Source organism: Enterobacter sp. BIDMC93 (assembly GCF_001037805.1).
GTDB classification, from domain to species: Bacteria; Pseudomonadota; Gammaproteobacteria; order Enterobacterales; family Enterobacteriaceae; genus Enterobacter; species Enterobacter hormaechei_C.
This window is the reverse complement of sequence record NZ_KQ089962.1, coordinates 1,741,098-1,766,537: the sequence shown is the minus strand read 5'-3', so window position 1 is coordinate 1,766,537 and position 25,440 is coordinate 1,741,098. Positions and strand designations below refer to the sequence as shown.

The following is a 25,440-nucleotide window of genomic DNA, read 5'->3' as shown; positions in this document are numbered from 1 at the left end:
ATTGTACAAAGTCTGGCGCAGGGATGCCACGTTTGCACGCGGCATTTACGAAATTATTAGCGAGTGCGCGGGCACACTTCGCCTTCAGCGAAGAAGAACGCGATTTCGCGCGCAGCAGATTCAACAGAGTCGGAACCGTGGGTGCCGTTCTCGGTGAAGCTGTCTGCATAGTCGGCGCGCAGAGTACCTGCCAGCGCGTTGTCCGGGTTGGTTGCACCCAGCAGATCGCGGTGACGCTGTACCGCGTTTTCGCCTTCCAGTACGGATACCACGATTGGGCCAGAGGTCATGAACTCGACCAGACCATCAAAGAATGGGCGACCTTCGTGCTCAGCGTAAAAACCGCGAGCCTGCTCAACGGTCAGGTGCAGCATTTTGGTGCCAACGATCTTAAACCCTGCTGATTCAAAGCGAGCGAAGATGCTGCCAATAACGTTTTTTGCCACCGCGTTTGGTTTGATGATGGAAAAAGTACGTTCAATAGCCATTGATAACCTCTGTAAAATGTTCTGTTGTTTTTGCATACCTGAGTATGGTGTGGCGCGGATTATAAAGAGCAATAGCGCCATTGCCTATGGTTATGCATAACATTTTTTTAAAATGAGACGAAGATTAGCAACAGCTCGTATTTCGCATACCGTGTTGATGATGAAAACAGAGCGGACACTGCTTTTCATCAGACGTAAATGACCAGAAATGACGGTGGCACGTCAGGCAAACGGCTTCATATGCCGGTATGGTCACGCTTTTCCCTACCCCGTCTGTTTGCGTCACGTTTATCGCCGCATGCTGGCATACCGCTTCGCAGCCGCCGCACCCCGTACAGCGTCCGGTTTCCACGACCAGTTCAGCGTTCTTAAACCGAATCGCGTTTTCCATACAACTTCGCCAGCACGCGCCGCACAGTATGCAGGATTTGGCATCGAGAGTTATCTCTGCCTCGCTAAACGCAGAAAACGCCCTGCGCAGTTTACGCTGACCGGGCACGACGCTACAGGCCCGGACATCCTCACGGGGAACGTGCATCAGCGCACGCCGGGCGGTATTAACCTCGTTGACGGGTATATGTTTAAACGCCCACGCCGCTTCACCGCGCCGACGAAGCGCCAGATTCAACCGGGCAATCGCCAGCAACCAGTCAGGATTCTGCTCCGCGTCGATACTGATAAAACGAACGTGGTACTGCGCGTGCCACAGCAGAAGCTCATTCACCCCTGGCGCACGGTCAGTAAACGGCCCAACAAGCGTATCGCCACACAGAAAGCGTTTTCGCGGCGTGATGCCGGTGATGGCCTCAGCGGGGCAGACGAACAGGCAGTCACCGCATTCAATACAGCGGCTGTCATCAACCGAGACGCCTGAGTCGGTAAAAGAAAAAGCCTGCACAGGACAGACGTCCGCGCAGGCGAGGCAGGAAGCGTGGCGAAAACGGCGACGGACGCACGCATGCGTCACGTCCATCGCCGGGGCAAAGGTCAATCCGCCCATCAGCCAATACTGAAGAAAACGAAGCGCAGCATCAGCTCACCGACAATCAGCAATGCGCTTCCCAGCAGCATGGGAGATCGCGCCGCTTTCAGACCGCCCGCAGCAAAGCACAGCATACCCGCAACGGATACGCACCAGCTCAGCAGATGCACGGTTCGAAGTTGCTCCAGCATCTGTAGCGGTGCGTGAGGGAACGTCACCACGGTGTTGTCCATAGCCGTAATATCTGCCAGCCAGACGGGCTGCATCACCAGACGCACAAGCACCAGCAGCGTAATAATGACAACCGCCGCACGCACGTTGATGCGGGCATGCGGCGCACAGGCCATGCAGGCTGAGCCGATTATTCCTACCGAGCCGATAAACAGCACCAGCGTGTTAACGTGCTGCCATGTCACCACGGATGCGTGCATGTAGATCTGCGCCATGCAGAACACGTCGACTAAACCAACCAGACCTGCCACAACCAACAGTGGCTTCCAGCCTGGCTTTTTGACAAACATAAGCAGCGTTGCGAAGCCAAGCGCCGCAAGATAAAGACTGGCAAAGATAATCTCACGGCTCAGCCAGGAGCTGGATACGTGGCGCAGCGCGTTAAGAGCATTAAGCGGATAGCCCATGTGCAGCGCGGAGGCGAGCAGCCCCAGACTCGCCAGCACAAACGCTCCGGCTGCCGGCAGCAGCGCGCTGCGTTGCGTGCTTCCGAACGCCAGCCACAGCGTAACGCCAACCGATCCTTGCAGGAACAACGTAAAAATCAGCAGTGGTAACTCATGCATGACGTTTCCCCTCTTTCTCTGCGCCCTGATGCGCTTTGATCACCAGGTTTGGTTTGGTGATGGAGGAATCAGGCAGGCCTTTCACATCACAGACCGCACCATACTTCGCCCGCAGTTCATCAATCGGCCCGAATTTAATCGCTTCGAGTGGACAGGTTGCCACACAGACGGGCTGCTCTCCCTTCGCCTGGAGATCCACGCAGAAATCACATTTGGACATCTGCCCAGTCTGCTCGTTGAGCTGTGGCGCGCCGTAAGGGCAAGACCATGCGCAGTAGCCGCAGCCGACACACTTATCAGTATCAACGCGCACAATGCCGTCCCCCGGACGCTTATGCATCGCGGTGGTTGGACAGTTTTTGGTGCAGACAGGGTCTGCGCAGTGGTTACAGGAAATAGAGAGCGTGTAGGCAAAAACGTTGTTGCTGACGCCGCCCTGCCCGGTCGGGATAAAACTCCCGCCGTTGACTTCATAAACGCGACGGAAACGACGTCCGACCTCAAGGTTGTTTTTATCTTTGCACGCCACCTGACATGCCTTGCAGCCCGAGCAGCGAGAAGAGTCGATATAAAAACCCAGCTGTTTGTCGCTCACCGGTGCGTAATGTTTAAACTGACTCATGCTTTAGCTACCTCCACCAGCATGGTTTGATGGGAATTCCCTTTCGCAAGCGCGGTAATACGGGCGGAACTGAGCACGTTCGCGCAGCCGCCTTTATCGATACCCTGCGCGTCCGGCTGCCACCAGGCGCCTGCCTGCATGGCCACCACGCCTGGAATGATGCGCGGCGTGACCTCCGCCGGGATCTCACAAATGCCGCGCGCGTTATGAATACGCACGGTATCCCCCTGCGCAATGCCGCGCTTTTGCGCATCCTGCGGGTTGATCCACAGCTTTTGCTGCTGCGCCTCAATTAACCACGGGTTGGCGTACTGGGTGGAGTTAGCGCGGTTTTTCCCTTTCCAGGTGATCAGCTGGAGCGGGAAGGTTTTGACCAGCTCGTCTTCCGGCCCTTCATGGGCAGGCACGTAGTGCGACAGCGCCGGGATTTCCGGGTGCTGCATGTCGTACAGACGCTTCGAGAAGATCTCAATTTTTCCGGACGGCGTCGGGAACGGATGATTCTGCGGATCGCGAATGTTGTCTTCAAAGGCAACGTACGGCGCGCTTTTGAAAAGATGCTGACGCGTCTTCTGTAGCGTCGCGAAGTCCGGCAGGTTTTCATCCGGCATGGACAGCCGCGTCTGCTCCCAGATGTGCTCAATCCACGCTTTTTCGTCACGGCCCTCGCTGAACGCTGGCTCGACGCCAAGCTTAGCAGCGACCTCCCGTAGCCAGTCGTAGTCTGAACGGCGTTCAAATTCAGGTTCAATCAGCTTTTCTGACAGGATCAGATAGCTTGCCGTGCCCCAGGTTTCGCCGATATTCCAGCGTTCCATGAAGCTGGTTTCCGGCAAAAGCAGGTCGGCGTATCTGGCGCTCGGCGTCATAAACAGATCGCTTGCGACGATAAACTCGATTTTCGACTCGTCTTCCAGGACACGGGTTGCATGATGAAGATCCGGGTTCTGGTTAGCCAGATAATTGCCCGCCAGCGAGAACAGGATGCGGATATTGCTGTCCAGCTTCTCAGCATCCTTCAGGCCATCTTCCGCGGTTACCTTAGAAGCATCATCCGCGGCCTGGACCCAGTTCATGACCGAAATTTTGGCGTTGACCGGGTTGTCCGGCATCTCTGGCCCGGCCGCAAATTTGCGGTTTGCGCAGCCGCCATAGCCTGCTGCCCAGCCGCCTTTCACCCCGACGTTACCCGTTAGCGTGGCCAGTATCGTCGAGCCGCGCGCGGTGCGCTCGCCGCAGTTGTGACGCTGCGGTCCCCAGCCCTGGATCAGCGCGGCGGGTTTGGTGGTTGCGTAGTCACGCGCCAGCTGACGAATAGTTTGTGCAGGCACGTGGGTGATTTTCTCTGCCCACTCAGGCGTTTTCGCCACGCCATCCTTTGCACCGCTCAGGTAAGCCATCAGGGATTCATTGGCCGGAACGCCCTCTGGCATGGCGTCTTCGTCAAAGCCCAGGGTGTAGCGTTGAATAAAGTCGCGATCGTGCAGATTCTCCGTGACGATCACATACATCATCGCGTCCATCAGGGCGTTGTCTGTTGTGGGAAGCAGCGGGATCCACTGATCGGCAAGGGAGGAAACCGTATCGGAATAGCGTGGGTCGACAACAATGAAGCGCGTGCCGTTTTGCTTCATCTTCTGGTAGAAGTGGTTGCTGTGCCCGAAGATGGTTTCCGTCGGGTTATGCCCCCAGAGAATGACCAGTTTGGTGTCCAGCAGCGTGTCCAGAGAGCTGCCGCTGGCGGCGGTGCCATAGGTATACGGCGTTGCCGCCGCCGTGTTACCCATACTGACCGAGTGATAGCTTTCGAGATAGCCGCCGGTTAAGTTGAGCAGACGACGAACCATTTTATCGCCGGAAAAGGTCCCGCCGGACACCGCGGTGCCCACATGAACATAGCGTGACGCAGCACCGTATTTTTGCGTAATAGTTTTTAATTGATTCGCAATGAGGGTGGTGGCTTCATCCCAGGTAATACGCTCGAATTTTCCTTCGCCACGTTTACCTACGCGTTTCATTGGATATTTCAGTCGATCGGGGTGATAAACAAATTTCCGATAAGCCCGACCACGAACGCAGGCGCGCATTACTGGCATCTGCGGATCCAGCGCGTTATCCGGACGCGTTGAAATTCGGGTCACAACGCCATCACTGACGTGAGCACGAATATCACACTTCCCGCCGCAGTCAAACGTACTACAGGTTTGCACCACTTTTTCTTCAGGCGTAGCGTCTGAAACCGCCGTGCCCTGTGCCTGTGCTTTGCCGGTTTTGACGACAAACGGCAGGGCGGCGAGCGCTGACCCTGCCTGAATAAACTGACGCCGGGATATGGCGGGAATAAACCCCACTCCCTGATGTTTATTTTTTTTCATTGCTCGTTCCTTCAAATAAAAACGCATTCTCGTTTTTTTTCAGGAACGAATATTGATAATTATCAAGCTAACTCTTGAGGGGTAATACTTAGCGATCTAATTCAAAATTCACTGTCGCCGTTTGTCCTGTTTCATCTAATACAATTAATTGATATTTACCCGGCAAATATAATTGCAGTGAATAATTCTTCTGATGCCCGTCCAGCGGTTCGCCATTCAAAAACCACCATCGTTGCCCCTCTCCGCCGCTGGTTGAAACGTTGAGGGTCATATTTTTCTCACCTGGAAGACGTTTAATTACCGCCCCTTCTCTGACGCCTGACAACATCAGCGGCGCCGCATTATGGTTATCCAGCGGAGGGCAAACCGCTGAACGGGCGGGGAGACGAGCAGCCCGTTTTTCGGCAGCAGGCAGCCAGGGCTCCAGCGGCAGCGGCCAGACATCCAGCACTTTCTCTGTCGCATCAGGGCAATCCGCCGCAACGCGTTTGCCTTCTTTATCCAGCCAGACCGGGAAACGGATCCCGCGAATACCTTCCTGTTCCGGCAGCAGTAGCGTAGGCGGTTCACTGCCTTCCAGCAGCCAGGTTGACAGCCGACGCCGACAGTTTTCGCTCCCTTCAGGCAGGGACTGGCCCCCCGGCCAGCAAATTACGCCCCGTCCTACGCTTGCGGGACGCGGATCGCGCGGCAGACGCACTTCATCCACCATCGAGCGGGACTGAAGCATGTTATTGACCTGATTCAGGAGCGGTACCGCGCTGGCGAAACCAAACTGCCCGGCAACGGGCGTGCCGTCCGGGCGTCCGGTCCAGATTCCAATGACATACCGGGCGTTCAGCCCGATGGCCCAGGCATCCCGGTAGCCATAGCTGGTGCCCGTTTTCCACGCCAGCGGCGCAACCTGGGGCAGCGCACTGTCCGGCAGGGGCTGTGCTTCATTAGCGAGAATGCGACGAATGATCCACGCCGCCCCCTGCGACAGCAGCGGACGTTCGATCAGCGGATCGCCCGGCTGTAAACGCAGCCGGCCCGCCTTACCCTGACGCGCAAAGGCGCTATAGGTGGCAGCGATATCAGCCAGGCGTGCGCCTGCGCCCCCCAGGATCAGAGAAAGGTTGGGCTGTGCCCCCGCAGGCAGAATGAGCGGTAATCCCGCGTTGCTCAGCATTCCGGCAAAACGTTTTGGGCCGTACGCTTCCAGAACCTGCACCGCAGGCAGGTTGAGGGAACGCACCAGGGCTTCGCTCATACTGACCGGCCCATGGAAGCCGCTGTCAAAGTTGCCCGGACGATAATCCCCCGTTTTTCTTGGCACATCCTGCAATAACGAAGCGGGATGGATCAGACCATCGTCCAGCGCCATGCCATAGATGAATGGCTTGAGGACCGATCCCGGCGATCGGATCGCATTGACCATATCCACGTGGCTGAAACGGCTGTCATCATTGATATCTACCGAGCCTACCCAGCCACGCACTTTCATGGATGTATGATCCACGACGATCATCGCCAGCGAACTGCGGGCAGGCAGGCGTGATTTCCAGTTCATTGCCAGCTCTTCAAGCTGTCGTTGCAAAGCTGCATCCAGCGTGGTGACTATTTTTGTGTCACGACTTTTACTCAGCATCATGCGGGAAAAGAGCGGCGCCAGCTGCGGCATCTGCCGGGGAGCCAGCCAGACCGGCTCTTCACGGGACTCTTTCACCTGCTTCTCAGACCAGACGCCCTGAGTCAGCATGCGGTCGAGCACTTTGTTCCGCGCCGCTTCGGCACGTTCCGGCCAGCGATCCGGGCGCAGACGGCTGGGTGCCTGCGGCAGCACTGCCAGCAGCGCCGCGTCGGAATAGCTCAGCTGAGACGGCGGTTTGCCCAGGTAAGTCCAGCTTGCCGCGCCCACGCCCTGCAACGTGCCGCCAAACGGGGCACGGTTAAGATACAGCGTCAGGATTTCACGCTTGGAGAGATGCCACTCCAGCTGCATCGCCCGCCACAGCTGACGAATTTTACCGCCAAAGGTACGCGGATGCGGATCCAGCAGGCGCGCCACCTGCATGGTAAGCGTGCTCCCGCCGGAAACCACTCTCCCGGAGGTGAGATCCTGCCAGGCGGCACGCAGTACAGAAAGCGGATTGACGCCCGGGTGATCCCAGAACCAGCGATCTTCATACTGGATCAGCGCCTCAAGATAGCGTGGGGAAACCTCTTCAATGGTAACCGGATAGCGCCAGATGCCTTCGCTGTCGGCAAAACGCCACAGCGGAACACCCTGCTCATCCACCACCACTCGCGCTGGGTTGACCTCTTTCAGGGGCAACGGCCACACGCGGTCAGCGACGACAATCAGCCCCCCTGAAACGAGAAGCGCTCCCGCCAGCCACAGCCAGCGGGAGCGAATCAGGCGTGCTATCCGCATCTTACGGAACAACGATCAGCGGGCCACTGGCCGCCCCCGTTGCCCGCCACTGCGGAACGTACATGGACTCGACCATCGGAACAGGCACCTGGTAGGTTCCCGGCGTAACGGCACGGGCCAGGTAAACCAGCGTGACCGGCTGACCTTCATTGACCGGCACCGCGGCCACAAAGCGATCGTCGCGGAATTCCATGTGCTGAATATCAGACTGTTGCATCTGATTCAGCAGGTTTTGCACTTCACTGCCGCTGTCCTGCAAGCTGGCGCTGCTGCTCGCCAGATTCTGGTTTTCCAGCTCCAGACCTGCCGGGAGCAGATCCACCACCAGCGCATCCGGCACGTTCTGGCTGGCCTTCACCTCCAGCCACACCAGAACCAGCTCACCGCTCTTCAGAGAAGAGAGCGACTTGCTGCTGCCGTCTGTCGCCAGGATATGACGTTCAATCTGCAAGACATTAGAGGATGGCTGAGGCGCGTACTCCGGATAGCCAGTCGTGTCCAGTCGTACCCACAGCGGCGTAGTGCCGGTATTCGTCACCTGCAAGGCATCAAGCTGGTCGCCGTTCAGGTTTTCTACCTGCGCTTTATCACTGCTCTGGGTCTGTTCAGAGAGGCTGGTCGTTGCCGTCCACGCGCCTGACAAGGTTTGCAGTGAACGTCCGGCCATGAACAGCGCATTGCTCTCCTGGGTAGACAGCCAGCGCTGGCTGAACGCGTCTTCAGATAACGCGTTCAGCAGCCTGTTTTGCGCATCCGGCAGCAGCTTGTACTCTTCCAGCAGGGAGAGCATCAGGGCATTATCACGCAGCTGGCTGCCGTAATCCGCCATCCAGTTTCGGCTGTCGTTACGGGGAGTTTTGAGAGCCAGATCCAGCGCCTGCTGGCTGCGCGGTGCATCCCCCATCAGTTTGAGTGCCATGCCCAGCTGCATCAACGGAAGCCCGGAAGCAGCCTGAGCGTGGCGCTCCCAGATTTCACGCAGCGCACCGAGCGGCGCTTTTTGCTGACGAGACAGCACCAGCGAAGCGTACGCCTGAACAGCAAATTTGCTGGCCTGGGTGTCGTCGCTGTAGCGGATGGACATCATCCCCGGATCCTGTAAATAGCGCAGCAGTCGGCTGTTGGCGTTATTCACTGCCTCGGCAGGCACGCTGTAACCCTGCTCCCCTGCCCGCACCAGGAAGTCCGTGACATAGGCGGTCAGCCAGTACTCTTCCGGGCCGTTTTTATCCCACAAGGCAAAACCGCCATCGTCACGCTGCATTTGCAGCAGACGGGAGATCCCGATATCAATGGCCGCACGGCGTTTATCGTCGGTATCGCCTTTAATACCCAGTGCCTTAAGTTGTGCCGCGTTGGTGTAAAGCGACGGGAACAGGCCGCTGGTGGTCTGCTCAAGACATCCGTATGGATAGGCCTGAAGTTCACGAATGTAGCGCGCCAGATTTAAAGGTGGTTTACCGCTGAGCAACAGCTGCCCCTGTAGCGTGGCAGGCGAGAAACCGTTGATATGCTGTGCTGGTGCACTCCAGGATTCGCCAGGGTTCAGCATCGTGCCCGTATTCACCGTTTGCGCCGGGAATGCGGGACGCACGCCAATTTTCCAGCTCTTCTGCTGCGGCGCAAACGTCTCACCAGGGAGCTGAAGCCCCGACACCTGAGCAGTCACTTCACCATCACCATAGCCTTCCAGGGCGCGCACCGGAATAAACAGGGTGCTACGTGCGCCAGGCGGCAGCTTAACCGGCTCTGGCTGAGCGCCTTCGAGCGACAACTTACCGGTTGCGGTTAACGCAATGTTCAGCGTTTGCGGCTGGTCCGTCAGGTTAGTCAGGTCCAGCGTCAGGCGGGAGGTATCGCCACTGGCGAGGAATCGCGGCGTGTTAAGCTCGGTGATAATCGGAGCCGCCACAATGATTTTGCTTTCGCTGCTGCCGAAATCGTCTTCCGTCCAGGCCTGCGCCATCAGACGCAGTTCGCCGTTGAAATCGCCAATCGGCAGCGTGATGGTGCCTTCGCCGTTGGCATCAAGCGTAACCGGCTGCGCCTGCTGTGCAATTATGGTGACATGGTTCACCGGTGGCTTACCGCCGCGTTTCAGTTCATCGCCGTCTCCGCCAAAGCGCAGTGCGGCCAGACGTCCCTGACCTTCAATCACCTGGCCGTAAACATCATAGATGTCCGCGCCATAGCGCTTCTGACCGAAGAAAGCTTCCCACGGATCCGGCGTGACGTAGTCGGTAATGTTCAGCACGCCGCTATCGACAGCCGAGACCAGTACGTTCACCTTCTGTGGCACAGTCCCCTCTTTTACGCTGGCTTTCACTTTCACAGAAAGCGTCTGGTTCGGACGCATTTTTTGCGGGTTATCCAGTGCGATGTTCAGGCGACGATTTTCGTCCCCCATTGGCAGATGCAGCAGGCCAACCGCCCGTTTTGGCGTGGCGGATTTGGATTTATCGCCAGGACGAACCACCAGCGTGCTGAGATAGAGATCGTGACGTTTCCAGTCCTTATCCACCGGAATGGCGAGATCCAGACCGTTTGCTGGCACGTCGATCTCTTTCCACCACAGCGGTCCTTCGCTGGATTCGATCATTGCATAGCCCTTGCCTGCGGCCGGCGCTGCAATATGCAGGTTGATGGTATCGCCTGGCTGATAGGATGGCTTGTCCAGTTTCAGCGTCACACGATCCGGGCGAGCAGCGCCCGTGCCATCGCTGTTATCCTGCCAGCTGTACCCCGCCCAGAAGCGCACGCTGCTGACCATGTCATCAGGGGCTTTCACTTCCAGACGGTATGAGCCCCACTCCACCGGGAAGGTGACTTTACCGGTTTCATCGGCCTTGAGGTTTAGCTCCTGCTCGCCCTCAACCAGATCTTTTTGATCAAACTGAGACTGCCAGCCCTCACTCTCGGACCAGTTCCAGAAGTAGTCGCGACGCTCACGGATCAGACGCACCTGCAAACCAGATACCGCTTTTTTCGTCCCGCTGGCATCGGCATAGACGATGTCAAAGCTGGCGTTGCCGTTTTCATCGACAATCGGCTGATTGACGGTGGTATCGGTACGGTAGTCGTAAACGGCCTTGCTGGCGAACTGTGGGCGGATCCCTGGAAGTTCAGCCGCAGGCCAGATAGCCTGCTCGGCGCGTCGCGTTACCGGACGCCCACCTGATTCCAGCAGGCTGGCCTGCAAAATCAGTTGCAGCGGCGAGTGCACCTCTTTCCACTGGCTTTCGGTGGTAACCTGCCCACGCCCCTGTTCGTCCAGCGTAAGCTGCACTTCATCCAGACTACGGCTCAGGTTCTCCTCGGCAATATCACCGAACTGGAAGCCAGGCAGCGCAGGCACCGCGTCACGTAGCGGACGCAGGAAAAGCTGGCCTTGCAGAGAATTGCCGTTAGCCGGCGCGCCATACAGGTAATAGCCCACAACGTTAAAGTCGACATTATCCTGCGGGGAAACTGGCGTTTTTTGCCCGGTCAGATTCAGCGCCATACGCTCAGGCATAAAATCTTCGACGTGGAAATCCCACATGCGCTGCTGGTTATCGCCCGTACTCGCGCGAATATGCCACATGCCGGTCTGGGCGCCGCTATCGAGCGGATAGTTGAAGCGATAAAGGCCGTTCTCAGGTTGCACAACGACCGTACGCGCCACCTGTCCGTCCGGGCGCAGCACGTCAAGTTTTACCGGCTGATCGGGAAGCGGTTTGCCATCGCTGTCGCGAAGCAGGCCGTTCAGGATCACCGTTTCACCCGGACGATAGAGATCGCGCGGGCCAAACATAAAGAACTGTTTGCTGTAACCCGGGTTACCGGCGATATCAAACTCCGCCAGATCGAGCGCCGGAAGTTTGAGGTCGAGAAGCGTCGTCTGGCCATCTTTACTGGCCAAGATCAGCGCGGCTTCTTTATCGGTTTCCAGTTTCGCATGACCATCGGCGTCGCTGTTCGCCTCGGCCAGGGTCTGCCCTTTATCGTTCAGAAGGGTAATGGCCACACCTGACTGCGCCGCACCGTTTTCAAGACTCTGGGTGAAGATGTCCAGGCGGTTATGATAACGGTGAGCGGACAGCCCAATATCACTTAAGGTAAAGAGCGTCGCGGCGTTACTGTAGTTATAGTGACCAGCCTGATTCATCACGGCGATATAGACGCCAGACTGCTGGAGCGGCTTAATATCTTTGAGCGGCAGGAGCAGTTTTTCACGCGTATTGCGCGCCGGGTTGAGGTCGAAACGGCCGGTGTAGACCAGTTCCGCCATCTTCAGCAGGTTGTCAGATTCCCAGTTGGTCAGCGAGTTACGGTACTCCCACTGGCTGACAAACGAGGCCAGCGACTCCGGCTTCACGCGATAGAAGTTCACATCCACATTGTTGACGTTGAGCGCCATCACCGGCAATCCTTCCACCACCTTACCCGGCAGCAGCGATCCGCGGCTGGCGAATCCGACCGTCGGTTCAACATCCCGGGTGGTGATCGCTTTTTCATAGTCGATGCCGAATGTCGCTTTGTTCAGCGCCAGCAAATTACGTTCGACGGTGACGACCAGATTACGATTCGGCTCCAGATGGCGCAGGCGCAGCTCTTTCAGATTGGGGGCCAGTTCCCAGGCGCCGTCCACTTTGCCGCTTTTTTTATCCACCACATGCACCGTTTTCGCAAAATCCTGGCTGGGCTCCAGCGGTACAGAGAAGGTCAGAACCAGCGTCGCAGCGCCGTCGAGTTGCACTTCAGAGGCATCCAGCAGCGTCAACGCCTTGCCCTGACTCTGCGCGGCCAGCTTAGCCAGCTTTTCAGGATCCGGTTTTGCCGGGGTTTTCTGTTCTGATGCAGTAGACGCTGCGGGGGCAGCGGCCTGAGGTTTGTCGTCGCTGTTATCACAGCCGACAAGCGTAAAGGTGGTGAGCAGCGCGAGAGAGATCGCAGCTAAGCGAAACGGTTTCATCCTGTGTCCCTGGCCTGAGGGGCCTGTTGGTCATCGTCCGGATAAGTATTATCCGCAAGTTTCGTTAATACAAAAAGTCCAATTTTATAATCTGGAAAGCACCTCGCAGAATGGCATCACGCAGCCAAACCGTGATGGAACGGCGATCACAGCGCATAACGTAACATGTTACCTTTCGCGTCATTTGTTTTTAAAACAAGAAGATAGCTGGATAAGCTCGCATCAGGCCTGCTAGTTTTATGACCATGACGCACCCCGAGTGCGCGGTTCAATAAGAGAGAAAGCCATGAAACGAGCCGTGAACGCCCTACAAAATTTCGGAAAATCATTGTACGGACCTGTACTTATCTTACCCATCGTCGGCCTGTTTATCGCCTTCGGGAATGTACTGGGTAACGGCAATCTGGCCGAGTACCTGCCGTTTCTCGGCCACCCGCTGATCCAGAGTGTCGGCCAGCTGATCGCCAAATCTGCCGTGTCGGTGCTGGTCAACCTGGCGCTGGTGTTTGCCGTCGGGATCCCCATTGGACTGGCAACACGAGACAAAGGCTACGCGGCGCTGATTGGGCTGGTGACCTTTATCGTATTCATTAACGCGATGAACGTGACGTTACAGCTTCAGGGGGAACTGGCGCCTGCGGACCAGATGAAAGCCGCCGGACAAAGCATGGTGCTGGGCGTTCAGGTGCTGGAGATGGGCGTTTTCGCCGGGATCCTGACCGGGGCGCTCTCCGGTTATCTGTACAACAAATATTCCGGTGTCCAGTTTAACGGCGCGATGGCGATTTACTCCGGCCACTGCTTTGTCGCGATTGTGATGCTGCCTGTCTCTATGTTGCTCGGCGTGGTCATGAGCGAACTCTGGCCGTACGCACAGCATGGAATAAGCGCTCTGGCGCTGGCGATCAAAGGGTCCGGTCCGTTTGGCGTGGCGATCTACGGTTTCCTTGAACGCATTCTGGTGCCGACGGGCCTGCATCATCTGGTCTATACGCCGTTCCTGTATACCGAACTGGGCGGTACGCAGGAGGTGTGTGGCGCAACCTATCAGGGCGCGCGCAATATCTACTTCGCCGAGATGGCCTGCCCGGACGTGAAGCAGCTCAGCAGTACCGTGGTGTGGGATGCGCGCGGCATCAGCAAGATGTTCGGCCTTCCTGCCGCCGCGCTGGCGATGTACATGACCGCGAAGCCAGAGCGTAAAGCGATTGCGAAAGCGATTCTGATCCCGGCGGCGCTGACCTCGCTGCTGGTCGGCGTAACCGAGCCGATTGAATTCTCCTTCCTGTTCGTCGCCCCGCTGCTGTTCGTGGTGCATGCGGTGCTGACCGGCATCGGCATGATGCTGTTCTCGCTGTTTGGCGTTCACGCCATCGGCGCCAACGGGATTATCGATTTCATCCTCTACAACCTGCCGCTCGGCACGGAGAAGTCCAACTGGCCCATGTACATCGTGGTGGGGCTGATCATGTTTGCCCTCTACTTCGTGGTATTCCGCTTCCTGATCCTGCGCTTCAACATGAAAACGCCGGGGCGTGAAGATGAGGACCAGGAGACACGCCTTTACAGCAAGCAGGAGTACCAGGCGAAGGGCAATAACGACGAGCTGGGCGAATCCATCGTGGTGGGTCTGGGCGGTCGGGAAAATATAGAGGTAGTGGATAACTGCTACACCCGCTTACGCGTCACGGTGAAGGACGTCGACATCATCGACGAACCGCGCCTGAAAGCGACCGGCGCGAAAGGGGTTATCAAACAAGGTAACAACGTTCAGGTGGTCTACGGGCTGCATGTCAAAAAAATGCGAGAAGCCGTTGAGACGTTTCTCTGAAAGGAGCTAAAGATGTTTACATCCCCATTTATTCTGTCGATTGCCGGCGGCGGTAGCACCTACACGCCAGGTATTGTGAAAAGCCTGATGGTACGTCTGCATGATTTCCCTCTGGCAGAGATCCGCCTGTATGACATTGACGAGGCGCGCCAGAACACCATTGCGCCCGTGGTGGAGAAGGTTATTCGCGACCACAGCCAGAGCATCAAATTCATCGTCACCAGCGATCCGGAAGTGGCCTTCAGCGGCGCGCATTTTGTTTTTGCCCAGATGCGCGTCGGACAGTACAAAATGCGCGAGCAGGATGAAAAGATCCCGCTGCGCCACGGGGTGGTCGGCCAGGAAACCTGCGGACCCGGCGGGCTGGCATATGGCCTGCGTACGATCCTGCCGATGGTAGAGCTGATCGATCGGGTGGAACGCTACGCGCACGAAAAGGCGTGGATCGTGAACTACTCCAACCCGGCGGCGATTGTCGCTGAGGGCGTGCGTCGCCTGCGCCCCAACGCACGCGTGCTGAACATCTGCGATATGCCGGTTGCCGCGATGCGCAATATGGGTGCCATTCTGGGCGTGGATCGCCATAAACTGGAGGTGGACTATTTTGGCCTCAACCATTTCGGCTGGTTTACCCGCGTGCGGGTGGACGGCGAGGACAAGCTGCCGGAGCTGCGTAAACATATCGCGAAGTTTGGCCTGCTGACGGAAGATGCCGCGAAAACCGACCCGCAGCACTCGGATCCGTCGTGGGTGAAAACCTGGCGCAACATCAAGCCGATTATGGATAACTTCCCGGAGTACCTGCCGAACCCGTATCTACAGTACTACCTGATGCCAAACCAGATTGTGGAGCATCAGAACCCTGACTATACCCGCGCCAACGAAGTGATGAACGGGCGTGAGAAAAAGCTGTTTGCCGCCGCCGAAGAGTACCAGCGCACCGGAATTTTACCGGACGCCTTCCACGTAGGTGTTCACGGCGAATTTATCGTCGATGTCGCCTGCTCACTGGCGTTCAACCTGCGCCAACGCCATCTGGTGATGGTGGAAAACCGCGGGGCGATTACCAACCTGCCGTACGATGCGGTGGTGGAAGTGCCTGCCTATATCACCTCCGAAGGGCCGGAGCCTGTCCGCGTGGGTCAGGTACCGCTGTTCCACCAGACGCTCCTGCAACAGCAGCTGGCCTCTGAACAGCTGCTGGTTGAGGCAACCATCGAAGGCAGCTACGAGAAAGCGTTGCAGGCGTTTACTCTGAACCGCACCGTGCCGACCATGGAGCACGCGAAAGCGATTCTGGATGAGATGATCGAAGCCAACCGCGACTACTGGCCTGCGCTGCAAAAGGCCTGGCAGGACGGTGAAGCGGTGAAAAAATAGGGGCTTGCTCGCGAGTTGAACGTGGTTAGCTTGTCGGTGTCAGAAAAAACACCGACAATCCTTTTTTACGGAAAAGAATGGAGGCAACCATGTCCACCTCATATTTTGTCGCTGCCGACTGGCTGATTGAGCACGGCGACGACCCGGAAGTTCAGATTATCGACGCGCGCATGGCCCCTCCGGGCCAGGAGCATCGTGACGTTCCCGCTGAATACCGTGCAGGGCACCTGCCTGGCGCGGTATTTTTTGATATCGAAGCCCTCTCCGATCACACCTCTCCCCTGCCGCACATGCTGCCTCGCCCGGAAGCGTTTTCCGTGGCGATGCGCGAGCTGGGCATCAGCAAAGATAAACATCTTGTTGTTTACGATGAAGGTAATCTGTTTTCCGCGCCGCGAGCGTGGTGGATGCTGAAAAACTTCGGCGTGGAAAAGGTATCGATTCTGGCGGGCGGACTTGCAGGCTGGAAGCGCGACGAACTACCGCTTCAGCGGGGTGACGTCACGCTGCCGGAAGGGGAATTTGATGCCACGTTTGACGCTAACGTGGTCAAGCGCCTGACCGACGTGCTGGTCGTGAGCCACGAAAACACGGCGCAAATCGTCGATGCGCGTCCCGCTCCACGTTTCAACGCAGAAGCGGACGAGCCGCGTCCGGGACTGAAACGCGGACATATCCCGGGGGCGCTGAACGTACCGTGGGGCGATCTGGTGTTTGAAGGCGAGCTGAAAACCACCGATGAATTGCGTGCCATTTTTGAACGTCAGGGCGTGGATTTGCATCGTCCGGTTATTGCCAGCTGCGGCTCCGGCGTGACGGCCTGCGTGGTGATCCTGGCGCTGGCAACCCTTGGCGCGAATGACGTGACTCTGTACGACGGCGCCTGGAGTGAATGGGGTGCACGGGACGATCTGCCGGTTGAACCGGCGAAATAATGGATAACCGCCTGGCAACGCTGTTAACGCGCGGATCGTCGCTGACCCGCGCGGAGTATCGCGTCCTCGCCCACCTCACTGAGCATCCATTGCTGGTGGGCAACATCACGGTGCGCGAGCTGGCGCAGGCGACATTTGTCTCTACCGCGACGATTATGCGGCTGTGTCAGAAGCTGGGGTTTAGCGGCTTTAGCGAGTTTATCTGGCACTGCAAGCAGCTGCTTTCTGACACGCCGCATATCACCGTACAGCCTGAGCAACATGCGGAAATGCCCGGGCTTTTTACCCGGTTCGTTGCCAACTATCAGCAGACCTTCCAGTGGGTCACTCAGGACAAACGCCAGCAGTTTGCCAGCCTGCTGCGCCAGAAAGAGAGCTTCTTTCTCTACGGCGCCGGGTTTTCGTACCTTTTTGCCGAGTACCTGACCAAGAAGTTGCAGGTGCTGGGAAAAACGGCGTTCATCTCCGGGCCGGGAGACAGCCGGAATATTTTTCTCAGCAACGCCGCGCGCTATCAGGTGTTTATTGCCGTTTCACGCAGCGGCGAAACGGAGCAGGTACTGGATAAAGCGCGGATCGCCAAAAACGTCGGCATGACCATCGTCGCGTTTACCCGCGCGTCGGCCAATACGCTGGCGGGTATGGCGGACGTGCATTTTGCCCTCTATGACGAAGCGGTACATTTCGCCGCCGAAGCCGCAGGGGTAACGTCGTTTGAGTCGAATCTGGTGCTGCTGATGGATTTACTGCTGCTGGAAGCAACGGGGTGAAGGTCACCCCGCCGTAATCAGATAATGCGGTTGGTCTTGAGATCGCGCAGGAAGCCGCCCCAGCGACGCTCGTAGAACGGGGTGATGTGCTCGGTAATAAAGTGGCTGATCCCCTTCTCACCTTTCTTCACCTGACAGATATCAATCGGCTCATCGCCCGGCAGGGTGTCGGTTGCCACGCTTCCCGCTGCCTGGATGATCTCGTCGATATCGCCGTCGGCCTCAATCCCTATCAGCAGAACAGGCTTTTCGTCAGCGCTCTCTTTGATGGAGCAGAGAAACGCGCGTTTTACCGGCTTGATGGTTTTAAACAGCGTGGTCAGGGAGTCAATCATCTGCGCGGGCGGCTCGGCCACTTCAGACAGCAGCAGCGTTTCGCCCCCTTCCAGCACCTCCTGAGTGCTGAGCGGGTTGCCCTCGTCACCAATCAGGTGGCTGATTTCGCGCGGAGTAAACTCTTTCCCGGTCGGCAGTTTGGCGTTGAGGAACAGCGTCTGCCCCAGGGTCATTTCGAACAACGTGCGCACCGGCATCACCACGAACGCCTGTTCGTCTTCTACCGCTTCCTGCAAGGCCTCGAGCGAAGTAAAGAACGGGATCACCGAGGTGCCGTCGTCTTTCTCCCAGTGCAGCAGATCCAGCGCGCTGTCTTCGACAACCTGCTCCCCTTCCGCCGCGGTGCCCGGCACCCAGACGGTGGATTCCAGCAGAGTGCGGAAAAATGCCGGACGGTGGGCGGGTTCGGTCGCCGCCTGCTCCAGCAGGGTTTCTAATTCGTTTTTGGTTTCTGACATAGTTTGGCTACTTCAAAAAACGCCGGGTGGCGCTTCGCTGACCCGGCCTACAAAACGTAGGCCCGTGCAAGCGCAGCGCCGCCGGGCAATACGATGACTCCGAAGGCGCGCGTAAGCGTAGCGCTACCCGGCAAAAAAGATCACTCAGCCGTCAGCAGGTTCGCCACGGTACGCACGCCCAGACCGGTCGCGCCCGCAGACCACTGCTCAACCACCGCTTTACGGTAGGTTGCGGAGCAGTCAATGTGCAGCCAGCCTTCATGGTAGTTCTCAACGAAGTGAGACAGGAAGCCTGCTGCGGTGCTTGCCCCCGCCGGGTACGCCGCGCTCGCGGTGTTGTTCAGCTCGGCGAAGTTGGACGGCAGCTGGCTGCGGTGGAACTCGGCCAGCGGCAGACGCCAGAACGGTTCGTTTTCCGCCGCCGCGCTGGCCAGCAGGCGAGCGGCCAGCTTGTCGTCGAAGCTGAACAGGGCGTGATAGTCGTTACCCAGCGCCGTTTTCGCCGCGCCGGTCAGGGTTGCCATGTCGATAATCAGCTCCGGCTTCTGCGCAGAGGCGTCGATCAGGCCATCGGCCAGCACCAGACGGCCTTCGGCGTCGGTGTTCATCACCTCAACGTTTTTACCGTTGCGGTAGCGAATGATGTCGCCCAGCTTGAAGGCGTTGCCGCTCACCATGTTGTCCGCGCAGCACAGGTAGAGCTTCACGCGCTTGTTCAGGCCACGGGTGATGGCGAACGCCAGCGCGCCGGTGATGGTGGCCGCACCGCCCATGTCGGACTTCATGGAGTCCATGAACGCGCTCTGCTTCAGGCTGTAGCCGCCGGTGTCGAAAGTGATGCCTTTTCCGACCAGACAGGCAAAGACCGGCGCTTCTTTATCGCCGGTTGGGTTGTAATCCAGCGCCAGCAGGACCGGAGGACGCTCGGAGCCACGGCCCACGGTGTGGATGCCCATGTAGTTCTGCTCGCGCAGGTCTTCACCTTTGGTGATGCGGTAAGACATCTTGTCGCCCGCCACGCCGCACAGCAGGTCAACCGCGCGCTGCGCCAGCTGCTCAGGGCCTAACTCTTCCGCCGGGGCGTTGATGGTGTCGCGCACCCAGTCGATGATTTGCAGGCGGCTTTCCAGCTCTTTCTGACCGGCTTCGTCGAGGTTCGCCCACTCGATTTTGCGGGTGCCTTTCGGCCCTTTGTAGCCTGCCCAGAACGCCCAGCTGCGGTCGGTGTCCCAGCCTTCGCCTTCCAGCGACACATGCTTAATGCCAAGGCCGTCAATTTTACGCGCGGCGCGCTGGATCAGGCCCAAATCATCATTGCCCGTCAGATGCACGGTAATACCGTCGTTGTTGATGCTGTAGTTGGCTTTTTCGCCCCAGCGTGCGTCGGCTGGCTGCGTGGAGAGCGTAATCTTCATCGCTTCGGTCATTTTATTTATCCTTATTAGCAACTAGCAAACGGGCCGCCTGAAGGCAGCCCGTTTATGTTATCTATTCTGCTTCATCTAACCAGACTAACAGAATCGCCTCCAGAATTTTTTCATTGGATGCGTTTGGATCGTCGTCAAAATCTTCCAGATCGCAAATCCACTGATGCATATCGGTGAATCGTACGGTCTTCGGATCGAGATCCGGGTTCGCGTCGTAGAGCGCCTCGCCGATTTCACGGCTGTCTGTCCACTTCAGTCCCATATCAATGCTCGCGTGCGTGGTTGATGGTGTAACGTGGGAACTCCACGACCAGATCTTCATCGGTCACCGCGGCCTGGCAGCTTAAGCGGCTGTCGGGCTCCAGACCCCATGCTTTGTCCAGCATGTCGTCTTCGTCTTCGGTGCTCTCTGCAAGAGAGTCGAAACCTTCACGCACGATGCAGTGGCACGTTGTGCAGGCACAGGATTTTTCACAGGCGTGTTCCACTTCGATACCTGCACGCAGGGCTACATCGAGAATGGTTTCACCGGTCTTCGCTTCCAGAACAGCGCCATCCGGACAGAGGTCCGCATGAGGCAAAATTACAATCTTTGGCATATTAAACCTCGTCCACGGACTGGCCTTTCAGCGCGACGCGGACAGATTTGTCCATGCGGCGAGCAGCGAAGTCCTGGGTTTGTTTATCAACGTTTTTAATGGCTTCTTCTATTGCGTCAGCGTCATTGCCTTCGGCGACTGCGCTTAAGCGCGCGGCAGCGTCGTCAATCACCTGGCGCTCAGCGGCGCTTAACAGCGCGGCATCGGCAGCGAGCGCGCCGTTCAGGCTTTCCAGCACGCGTGCGGCTTCCACTTTTTGTTCGGCCAGCATACGCGCCTTCACATCCTGCTCGGCGTAGCTCATTGAGTCCTGAATCATGGAGGCGATTTCGCCATCGGTCAGGCCGTAGGACGGCTTCACCTGGATGGACGATTCCACGCCGGTGGATTTTTCCATCGCCGTGACGCTCAGCAGGCCGTCCGCATCCACCTGGAAAGTGACGCGAATATGCGCCCCGCCCGCCGGCAGCGCCGGAATTCCGCGCAGCGCAAAGCGCGCCAGAGAGCGGCAGTCCTGCACCAGCTCGCGCTCGCCCTGCATCACGTGGATGGACATCGCAGTCTGGCCGTCTTTGAAGGTAGTAAACTCCTGCGCGCGCGCCACCGGAATGGTGGTGTTACGCGGAATGACTTTCTCCACCAGGCCGCCCATGGTTTCTAAACCCAGAGACAGCGGGATGACGTCCAGCAGCAGCATTTCGCTGTCCGGCTTGTTGCCGACCAGGATATCGGCCTGGATAGCGGCGCCCACGGCAACTACTTTGTCCGGGTCGATAGAGGTCAGCGGCGTGCGGCCAAAGAATTCGCCCACGCGCTCGCGCACCAGCGGCACGCGGGTTGAGCCGCCCACCATGACCACTTCCAGCACCTCGCTGGCCTCCACGCCCGCATCTTTCAATGCGCGACGGCAGGCCAGCAGGGTACGCTTAACCAGAGGCGCGATCAGTTCGCTGAACTGATTGCGGGTGATCTCACCCTGCCAGCCCGCAACGTTAACCGTGACCGATTGCGCGTCGCTCAGGGCAATTTTGGCGTCGATGGCCGCATCCAGCAGTTCACGCTGTACGCGCGCATCGCTGCGATCGCTGATGCCCGCCTGCTCGCGGATGTAGTCTGCCAGCAGATGGTCGAAGTCATCGCCGCCGAGCGCGGAATCCCCGCCGGTCGCCAGCACTTCGAACACGCCGCGGCTCAGGCGCAGGATTGAGATATCAAACGTCCCGCCGCCGAGATCGTAAACCGCAATCACCCCTTCCTGACCGGAATCGAGGCCGTAGGCAATGGCCGCCGCCGTCGGTTCGTTCAGCAGACGCAGCACATGCAGGCCCGCCAGACGCGCAGCGTCTTTGGTGCCCTGACGCTGTGCATCGTCGAAGTAGGCCGGAACGGTGATTACCACGCCGTCGAGATCGCCGCCGAGTGTCGCCGTGGCGCGCGCCGCCAGCGCTTTGAGGATGTCAGCAGAAACGCGAATCGGGTTCAGCAGACCGGCAGACGTCGCGATCATCGGCAGGCCGTTTTCGCTGGCCTGTAGCTGATACGGCAGATGCGGGTAACGGGTCTGGATATCAGCCAGCGAGCGGCCCATCATGCGCTTAACCGAACTGATGGTATTGGCCGGATCGCGCGCGGCGTTGGTGCGGGCATCAAACCCGACCGCGTGACCCTGCTGCTGGTAGTGGACCACGGAAGGCAGCAGATGGCGCCCCTGCTCGTCAGCCAGCGTTTCCGCCTGGCCGCTACGCACGGTCGCCACGAGAGAATTGGTGGTGCCCAGATCAATACCGACCGCCAGACGACGCTGGTGCGGTGCGGCGCTTAAGCCAGGCTCACTAATTTGTAATAAGGCCATAATTGCTTCCGAAATTAAAAATCGAGCAGCTTTTCTTCGAGTTGTTCAGCACTGCTTCGCAGTTTATCGAGAAAACGGAGTTTGCGCACAGTGTCTGCCGCCACGTCCCAGGTCTCGTTGTTCAGTTGCTCCACCATCTGCTGATGGCGGGTATCGAACATGCCCTTTACGCGCGTGATAAAGCTTTCCAGGCGCGCTTCGTCTTTAGCCTGTTCAATTTCATCCAGCTCTTCGCGCAGCTCCAGCTGTTCCATCAGAAAGGCGGTGTCGCGCACGGTATGCTGTTCGCTCGCCAGATCGAAACCATGGAGCGAGAGCAGATATTCTGCACGCGCCAGCGGATGACGCAGCGTTTGCCAGGCCTGGTTGATGGTTGCGGAGTGTGACACCGCAGCCAGCTGCTCTGCCTGCGTCCCGCTGGCGAATTTATCCGGATGGTACTGACGTTGGAGATCCTGAAAACGGACCGTCAGCGCCTGGAGATCGATCGGGTATTGAGCGGGTAGTCCGAAGAGAGTGAAGTAATCCATAACAATCTCAGGGGTAGCCTGTTAGAACAAACCCCACGCGTAGCAAAGCCACGGTGGGGTTTCGGATGACGCGCGGTTAAACGTGGAAGCTTTCGCCGCAACCACACTCGTCTTTGACGTTCGGGTTCGTGAATTTGAACCCTTCGTTCAGGCCTTCTTTTACGAAGTCCAGCTGAGTGCCGTTGAGGAATTGCAGGCTTTTGCCATCGACCACCACCTTCACGCCCTTGTCTTCAAACACGGTGTCATCAGACGCCGGTTCGTCAACAAACTCCAGTACGTAAGCCATACCAGAACAGCCGGAGGTACGTACGCCCAGTCGCAGGCCAAAGCCTTTACCACGGTTCGCCAGAAAAGAGCTTACTCGCGCGGCAGCGCTGTCGCTAAGGGTAATCGACATACTCAAACCTCAATTATTTTGCTTCACGTTTGCTTTTGTAATCCGCAATGGCGGCTTTGATCGCGTCTTCTGCCAGAATTGAGCAGTGAATTTTCACCGGCGGCAGTTCGAGTTCTTCAGCAATATCCGTGTTCTTGATTGCCTGTGCTTCGTCCAGAGACTTGCCCTTCACCCATTCGGTGACCAGGGAGCTGGAAGCGATAGCAGAACCGCAGCCGTAGGTCTTGAAGCGCGCGTCTTCAATGATACCTTCATTGTTGACTTTAATCTGCAACTTCATTACGTCGCCACACGCTGGCGCGCCAACCATACCGCTACCGACAGATTCATCGCTGTTGTCAAAAGAGCCAACGTTGCGCGGGTTCTCGTAATGATCGATAACTTTTTCGCTGTATGCCATGATTGAATTCTCCTTATGTACCGATTAGTGATGTGACCATTCAATGCTGTTCAGATCCACGCCCTGCTTGAACATTTCCCACAGTGGAGAAAGGTCGCGCAGACGGCCAATGGAGTTACGAACCAGTTTGATGGTGTAGTCAATCTCTTCTTCGGTAGTAAAACGACCTAAAGAGAAACGGATAGAGCTGTGTGCCAGTTCGTCAGTCATACCCAGCGCGCGCAGCACGTAGGATGGCTCGAGGCTTGCAGACGTACAGGCAGAACCGGAAGAAACCGCCAGGTCTTTCAGCGCCATGATCAGCGATTCACCTTCAACATAGTTGAAGCTGACGTTGAGGATGTTTGGCGCGCCCTGCTCGAGATCGCCGTTCAGATACACTTCTTCCATATCTTTCACGCCGTCCCATAGACGGTTACGCAGCGTACGCAGGCGTGCCATCTCGGTTTCCATCTCTTCTTTCGCGATGCGATACGCTTCGCCCATGCCCACGATCTGGTGAACAGGCAGCGTACCGGAACGCATGCCGCGCTCGTGACCACCGCCGTGCATCTGTGCTTCGATGCGGATACGTGGCTTACGACGAACGTACAGCGCGCCGATACCTTTCGGACCATAGATTTTGTGACCGGAGAAGGACATCAGGTCCACTTTCAGCTGGCTCAGGTCGATAGGCAGTTTGCCCACGCTCTGGGTCGCATCCACGTGGTAGATGATGCCGCGCGCACGGCACATTTCGCCGATGGTTGCGATGTCCTGCACAACGCCGATTTCGTTGTTAACGTGCATGATGGAAACCAGAATGGTGTCATCACGCATGGCCGCTTCGAGCTCTTTCAGGTCGATGATCCCGTTGCTCTGCGGCGCCAGGTAAGTCACTTCGAACCCTTCACGCTCCAGCTGACGGCAGGTGTCCAGCACGGCTTTGTGTTCGGTTTTGCTGGTGATAATGTGCTTGCCTTTTTTCTGATAAAAGTTGGCAGCACCTTTGATCGCCAGGTTGTCGGATTCGGTCGCGCCGGAGGTGAAAACAATTTCACGCGGATCGGCACCAACCAGGTCAGCAATCTGATTACGGGCGATATCAACCGCCTCTTCAGCATGCCAGCCAAAACGGTGAGAACGGGAAGCTGGGTTACCAAAGTTTCCGTCCAGGGTCAGACACTGCATCATTTTCTCGGCAACACGCGGGTCCACCGGCGTGGTTGCGGAGTAATCGAGATAAATCGGTAATTTCATTGCTCTATAAACTCCGTACATCGCTTCAATGCAAGGAATCAGGCAACCGGCTGGATGTACGACCGAGTACACGGGGCGAGCTAACGCCCCGGCCTGATTCTGAAATACTTATCTTTTTATTACGCGCGCAGTTTAACGTCGATGGCGTCCTGCGAACGGGTGCTGCGCTGTGATTCATGGCTTTGCTGACGACCCGACACGTCCAGAACTTCCTGGTTATTCACCAGTTCACCCAGGGTGATGTTGTTCAGGAAGCCGGTCAGACGGTCGCTCAGATCGCGCCACAGCGCGTGGGTCAGGCACTTATCGCCGCCCTGGCAGCCGCCTTTACCCTGGCAACGGGTCGCGTCGACGGATTCGTCAACGGCGCTAATCACTTCGCCAACCGCAATACTGCCTGCGTCTTTACCCAGCAGATAACCGCCGCCCGGGCCACGAACGCTGGACACCAGTCCATTTTTACGCAGTCTGGAGAACAGCTGTTCCAGGTAAGAGAGGGAGATCCCTTGTCGTTCAGAAATATCAGCCAACGGAACCGGGCCCGCTTCGGAGTTGAGCGCAACGTCCAGCATCGCGGTCACGGCATAACGCCCTTTAGATGTCAGTCTCATGTCTTACTTAACCTCAAACTCGCCCCTGCCCGGGGTTT

The 25,440-nt window shown here is 57.6% G+C and carries 21 protein-coding genes; 4 read left to right on the top strand and 17 right to left on the bottom strand.

Translation table 11 applies throughout. The features are described from left to right. Positions 1-56: 56 nt before the first annotated feature. The 7 genes from ndk to SK58_RS08400 form a co-directional block, all read right to left on the bottom strand. Positions 57-488: a nucleoside-diphosphate kinase gene (gene ndk / locus SK58_RS08430; RefSeq protein ID WP_003860625.1), complete on the bottom strand. Its 432-nt coding sequence runs from the start codon at positions 486-488 to the stop codon at positions 57-59. Between the two features lie 124 nt (positions 489-612). Continuing rightward, positions 613-1,488 (bottom strand): 4Fe-4S binding protein, encoded by an 876-nt coding sequence (locus SK58_RS08425; protein WP_045911325.1) that lies wholly within the window; start codon positions 1,486-1,488, stop codon positions 613-615. After that, a complete protein-coding gene (locus SK58_RS08420) occupies positions 1,488-2,267 on the bottom strand; it encodes a dimethyl sulfoxide reductase anchor subunit family protein (protein WP_032669390.1) in 780 nt (259 codons plus the stop codon). The genes SK58_RS08425 and SK58_RS08420 overlap by 1 nt, the downstream gene beginning before the upstream one ends. Next, on the bottom strand, positions 2,260-2,889 hold the full coding sequence (locus tag SK58_RS08415; protein ID WP_015572168.1) for a DMSO/selenate family reductase complex B subunit: 630 nt from the start codon (positions 2,887-2,889) through the stop codon (positions 2,260-2,262). The genes SK58_RS08420 and SK58_RS08415 overlap by 8 nt, the downstream gene beginning before the upstream one ends. Beyond that, positions 2,886-5,264, bottom strand: a complete 2,379-nt coding sequence (locus SK58_RS08410; protein ID WP_048219671.1) for a DMSO/selenate family reductase complex A subunit — start codon at positions 5,262-5,264, stop codon at positions 2,886-2,888. The genes SK58_RS08415 and SK58_RS08410 overlap by 4 nt, the downstream gene beginning before the upstream one ends. An 88-nt stretch (positions 5,265-5,352) precedes the next feature. Then, positions 5,353-7,680, bottom strand: coding sequence for a peptidoglycan glycosyltransferase PbpC (gene pbpC, locus SK58_RS08405; RefSeq protein WP_048219669.1), 2,328 nt, complete (start codon positions 7,678-7,680; stop codon positions 5,353-5,355). Position 7,681: 1 nt separating this feature from the next. Next, complete coding sequence (locus SK58_RS08400) at positions 7,682-12,634, bottom strand: alpha-2-macroglobulin family protein (RefSeq protein ID WP_048219667.1); 4,953 nt, start codon at positions 12,632-12,634, stop codon at positions 7,682-7,684. Positions 12,635-12,920: 286 nt separating this feature from the next. Here SK58_RS08400 and SK58_RS08395 point away from each other — a divergent pair, with 286 nt between their 5' ends. The 4 genes from SK58_RS08395 (at position 12,921) to SK58_RS08380 (ending at position 17,550) form a co-directional block, all read left to right on the top strand. Then, positions 12,921-14,465, top strand: a complete 1,545-nt coding sequence (locus SK58_RS08395) for a PTS transporter subunit EIIC (protein WP_048219665.1) — start codon at positions 12,921-12,923, stop codon at positions 14,463-14,465. A gap of 12 nt (positions 14,466-14,477) precedes the next feature. Next, complete coding sequence (locus tag SK58_RS08390; RefSeq protein WP_048219663.1) at positions 14,478-15,845, top strand: 6-phospho-alpha-glucosidase; 1,368 nt, start codon at positions 14,478-14,480, stop codon at positions 15,843-15,845. Positions 15,846-15,934: 89 nt separating this feature from the next. Beyond that, a complete protein-coding gene (gene sseA / locus SK58_RS08385) occupies positions 15,935-16,780 on the top strand; it encodes a 3-mercaptopyruvate sulfurtransferase (protein WP_048219661.1) in 846 nt (281 codons plus the stop codon). Beyond that, positions 16,780-17,550 (top strand): MurR/RpiR family transcriptional regulator, encoded by a 771-nt coding sequence (locus SK58_RS08380; RefSeq protein ID WP_017692918.1) that lies wholly within the window; start codon positions 16,780-16,782, stop codon positions 17,548-17,550. The genes sseA and SK58_RS08380 overlap by 1 nt, the downstream gene beginning before the upstream one ends. 17 nt (positions 17,551-17,567) lie before the next feature. Here the strand turns inward: SK58_RS08380 and sseB are convergent, their stop codons facing one another. The 10 genes from sseB to iscR form a co-directional block, all read right to left on the bottom strand. After that, a complete protein-coding gene (gene sseB, locus SK58_RS08375) occupies positions 17,568-18,344 on the bottom strand; it encodes an enhanced serine sensitivity protein SseB (RefSeq protein ID WP_023325069.1) in 777 nt (258 codons plus the stop codon). Positions 18,345-18,484: 140 nt separating this feature from the next. After that, positions 18,485-19,771, bottom strand: a complete 1,287-nt coding sequence (pepB, locus tag SK58_RS08370; protein ID WP_048219660.1) for an aminopeptidase PepB — start codon at positions 19,769-19,771, stop codon at positions 18,485-18,487. Positions 19,772-19,832: 61 nt separating this feature from the next. Then, entirely contained in the window at positions 19,833-20,033 is a 201-nt protein-coding gene (gene iscX, locus SK58_RS08365; protein WP_003860650.1) for a Fe-S cluster assembly protein IscX, read from the bottom strand. A gap of 1 nt (position 20,034) precedes the next feature. Beyond that, positions 20,035-20,370, bottom strand: coding sequence for an ISC system 2Fe-2S type ferredoxin (fdx, locus tag SK58_RS08360; protein WP_003860652.1), 336 nt, complete (start codon positions 20,368-20,370; stop codon positions 20,035-20,037). A gap of 1 nt (position 20,371) precedes the next feature. After that, positions 20,372-22,222: a Fe-S protein assembly chaperone HscA gene (hscA, locus tag SK58_RS08355; RefSeq protein WP_032654486.1), complete on the bottom strand. Its 1,851-nt coding sequence runs from the start codon at positions 22,220-22,222 to the stop codon at positions 20,372-20,374. A gap of 14 nt (positions 22,223-22,236) precedes the next feature. After that, positions 22,237-22,752, bottom strand: a complete 516-nt coding sequence (gene hscB, locus SK58_RS08350) for a co-chaperone HscB (RefSeq protein ID WP_003860657.1) — start codon at positions 22,750-22,752, stop codon at positions 22,237-22,239. Between the two features lie 76 nt (positions 22,753-22,828). Then, positions 22,829-23,152, bottom strand: a complete 324-nt coding sequence (iscA, locus tag SK58_RS08345; protein WP_003860659.1) for an iron-sulfur cluster assembly protein IscA — start codon at positions 23,150-23,152, stop codon at positions 22,829-22,831. A gap of 13 nt (positions 23,153-23,165) precedes the next feature. Beyond that, positions 23,166-23,552: a Fe-S cluster assembly scaffold IscU gene (gene iscU / locus SK58_RS08340; protein ID WP_003860661.1), complete on the bottom strand. Its 387-nt coding sequence runs from the start codon at positions 23,550-23,552 to the stop codon at positions 23,166-23,168. Positions 23,553-23,576: 24 nt separating this feature from the next. After that, the gene (iscS, locus tag SK58_RS08335; RefSeq protein ID WP_003860663.1) at positions 23,577-24,791 is read right to left on the bottom strand and encodes a cysteine desulfurase; all 1,215 of its coding nucleotides are present in this window, start codon (positions 24,789-24,791) and stop codon (positions 23,577-23,579) included. Positions 24,792-24,910: 119 nt separating this feature from the next. Beyond that, on the bottom strand, positions 24,911-25,402 hold the full coding sequence (gene iscR, locus SK58_RS08330) for a Fe-S cluster assembly transcriptional regulator IscR (protein ID WP_015572158.1): 492 nt from the start codon (positions 25,400-25,402) through the stop codon (positions 24,911-24,913). Positions 25,403-25,440: the final 38 nt, after the last annotated feature.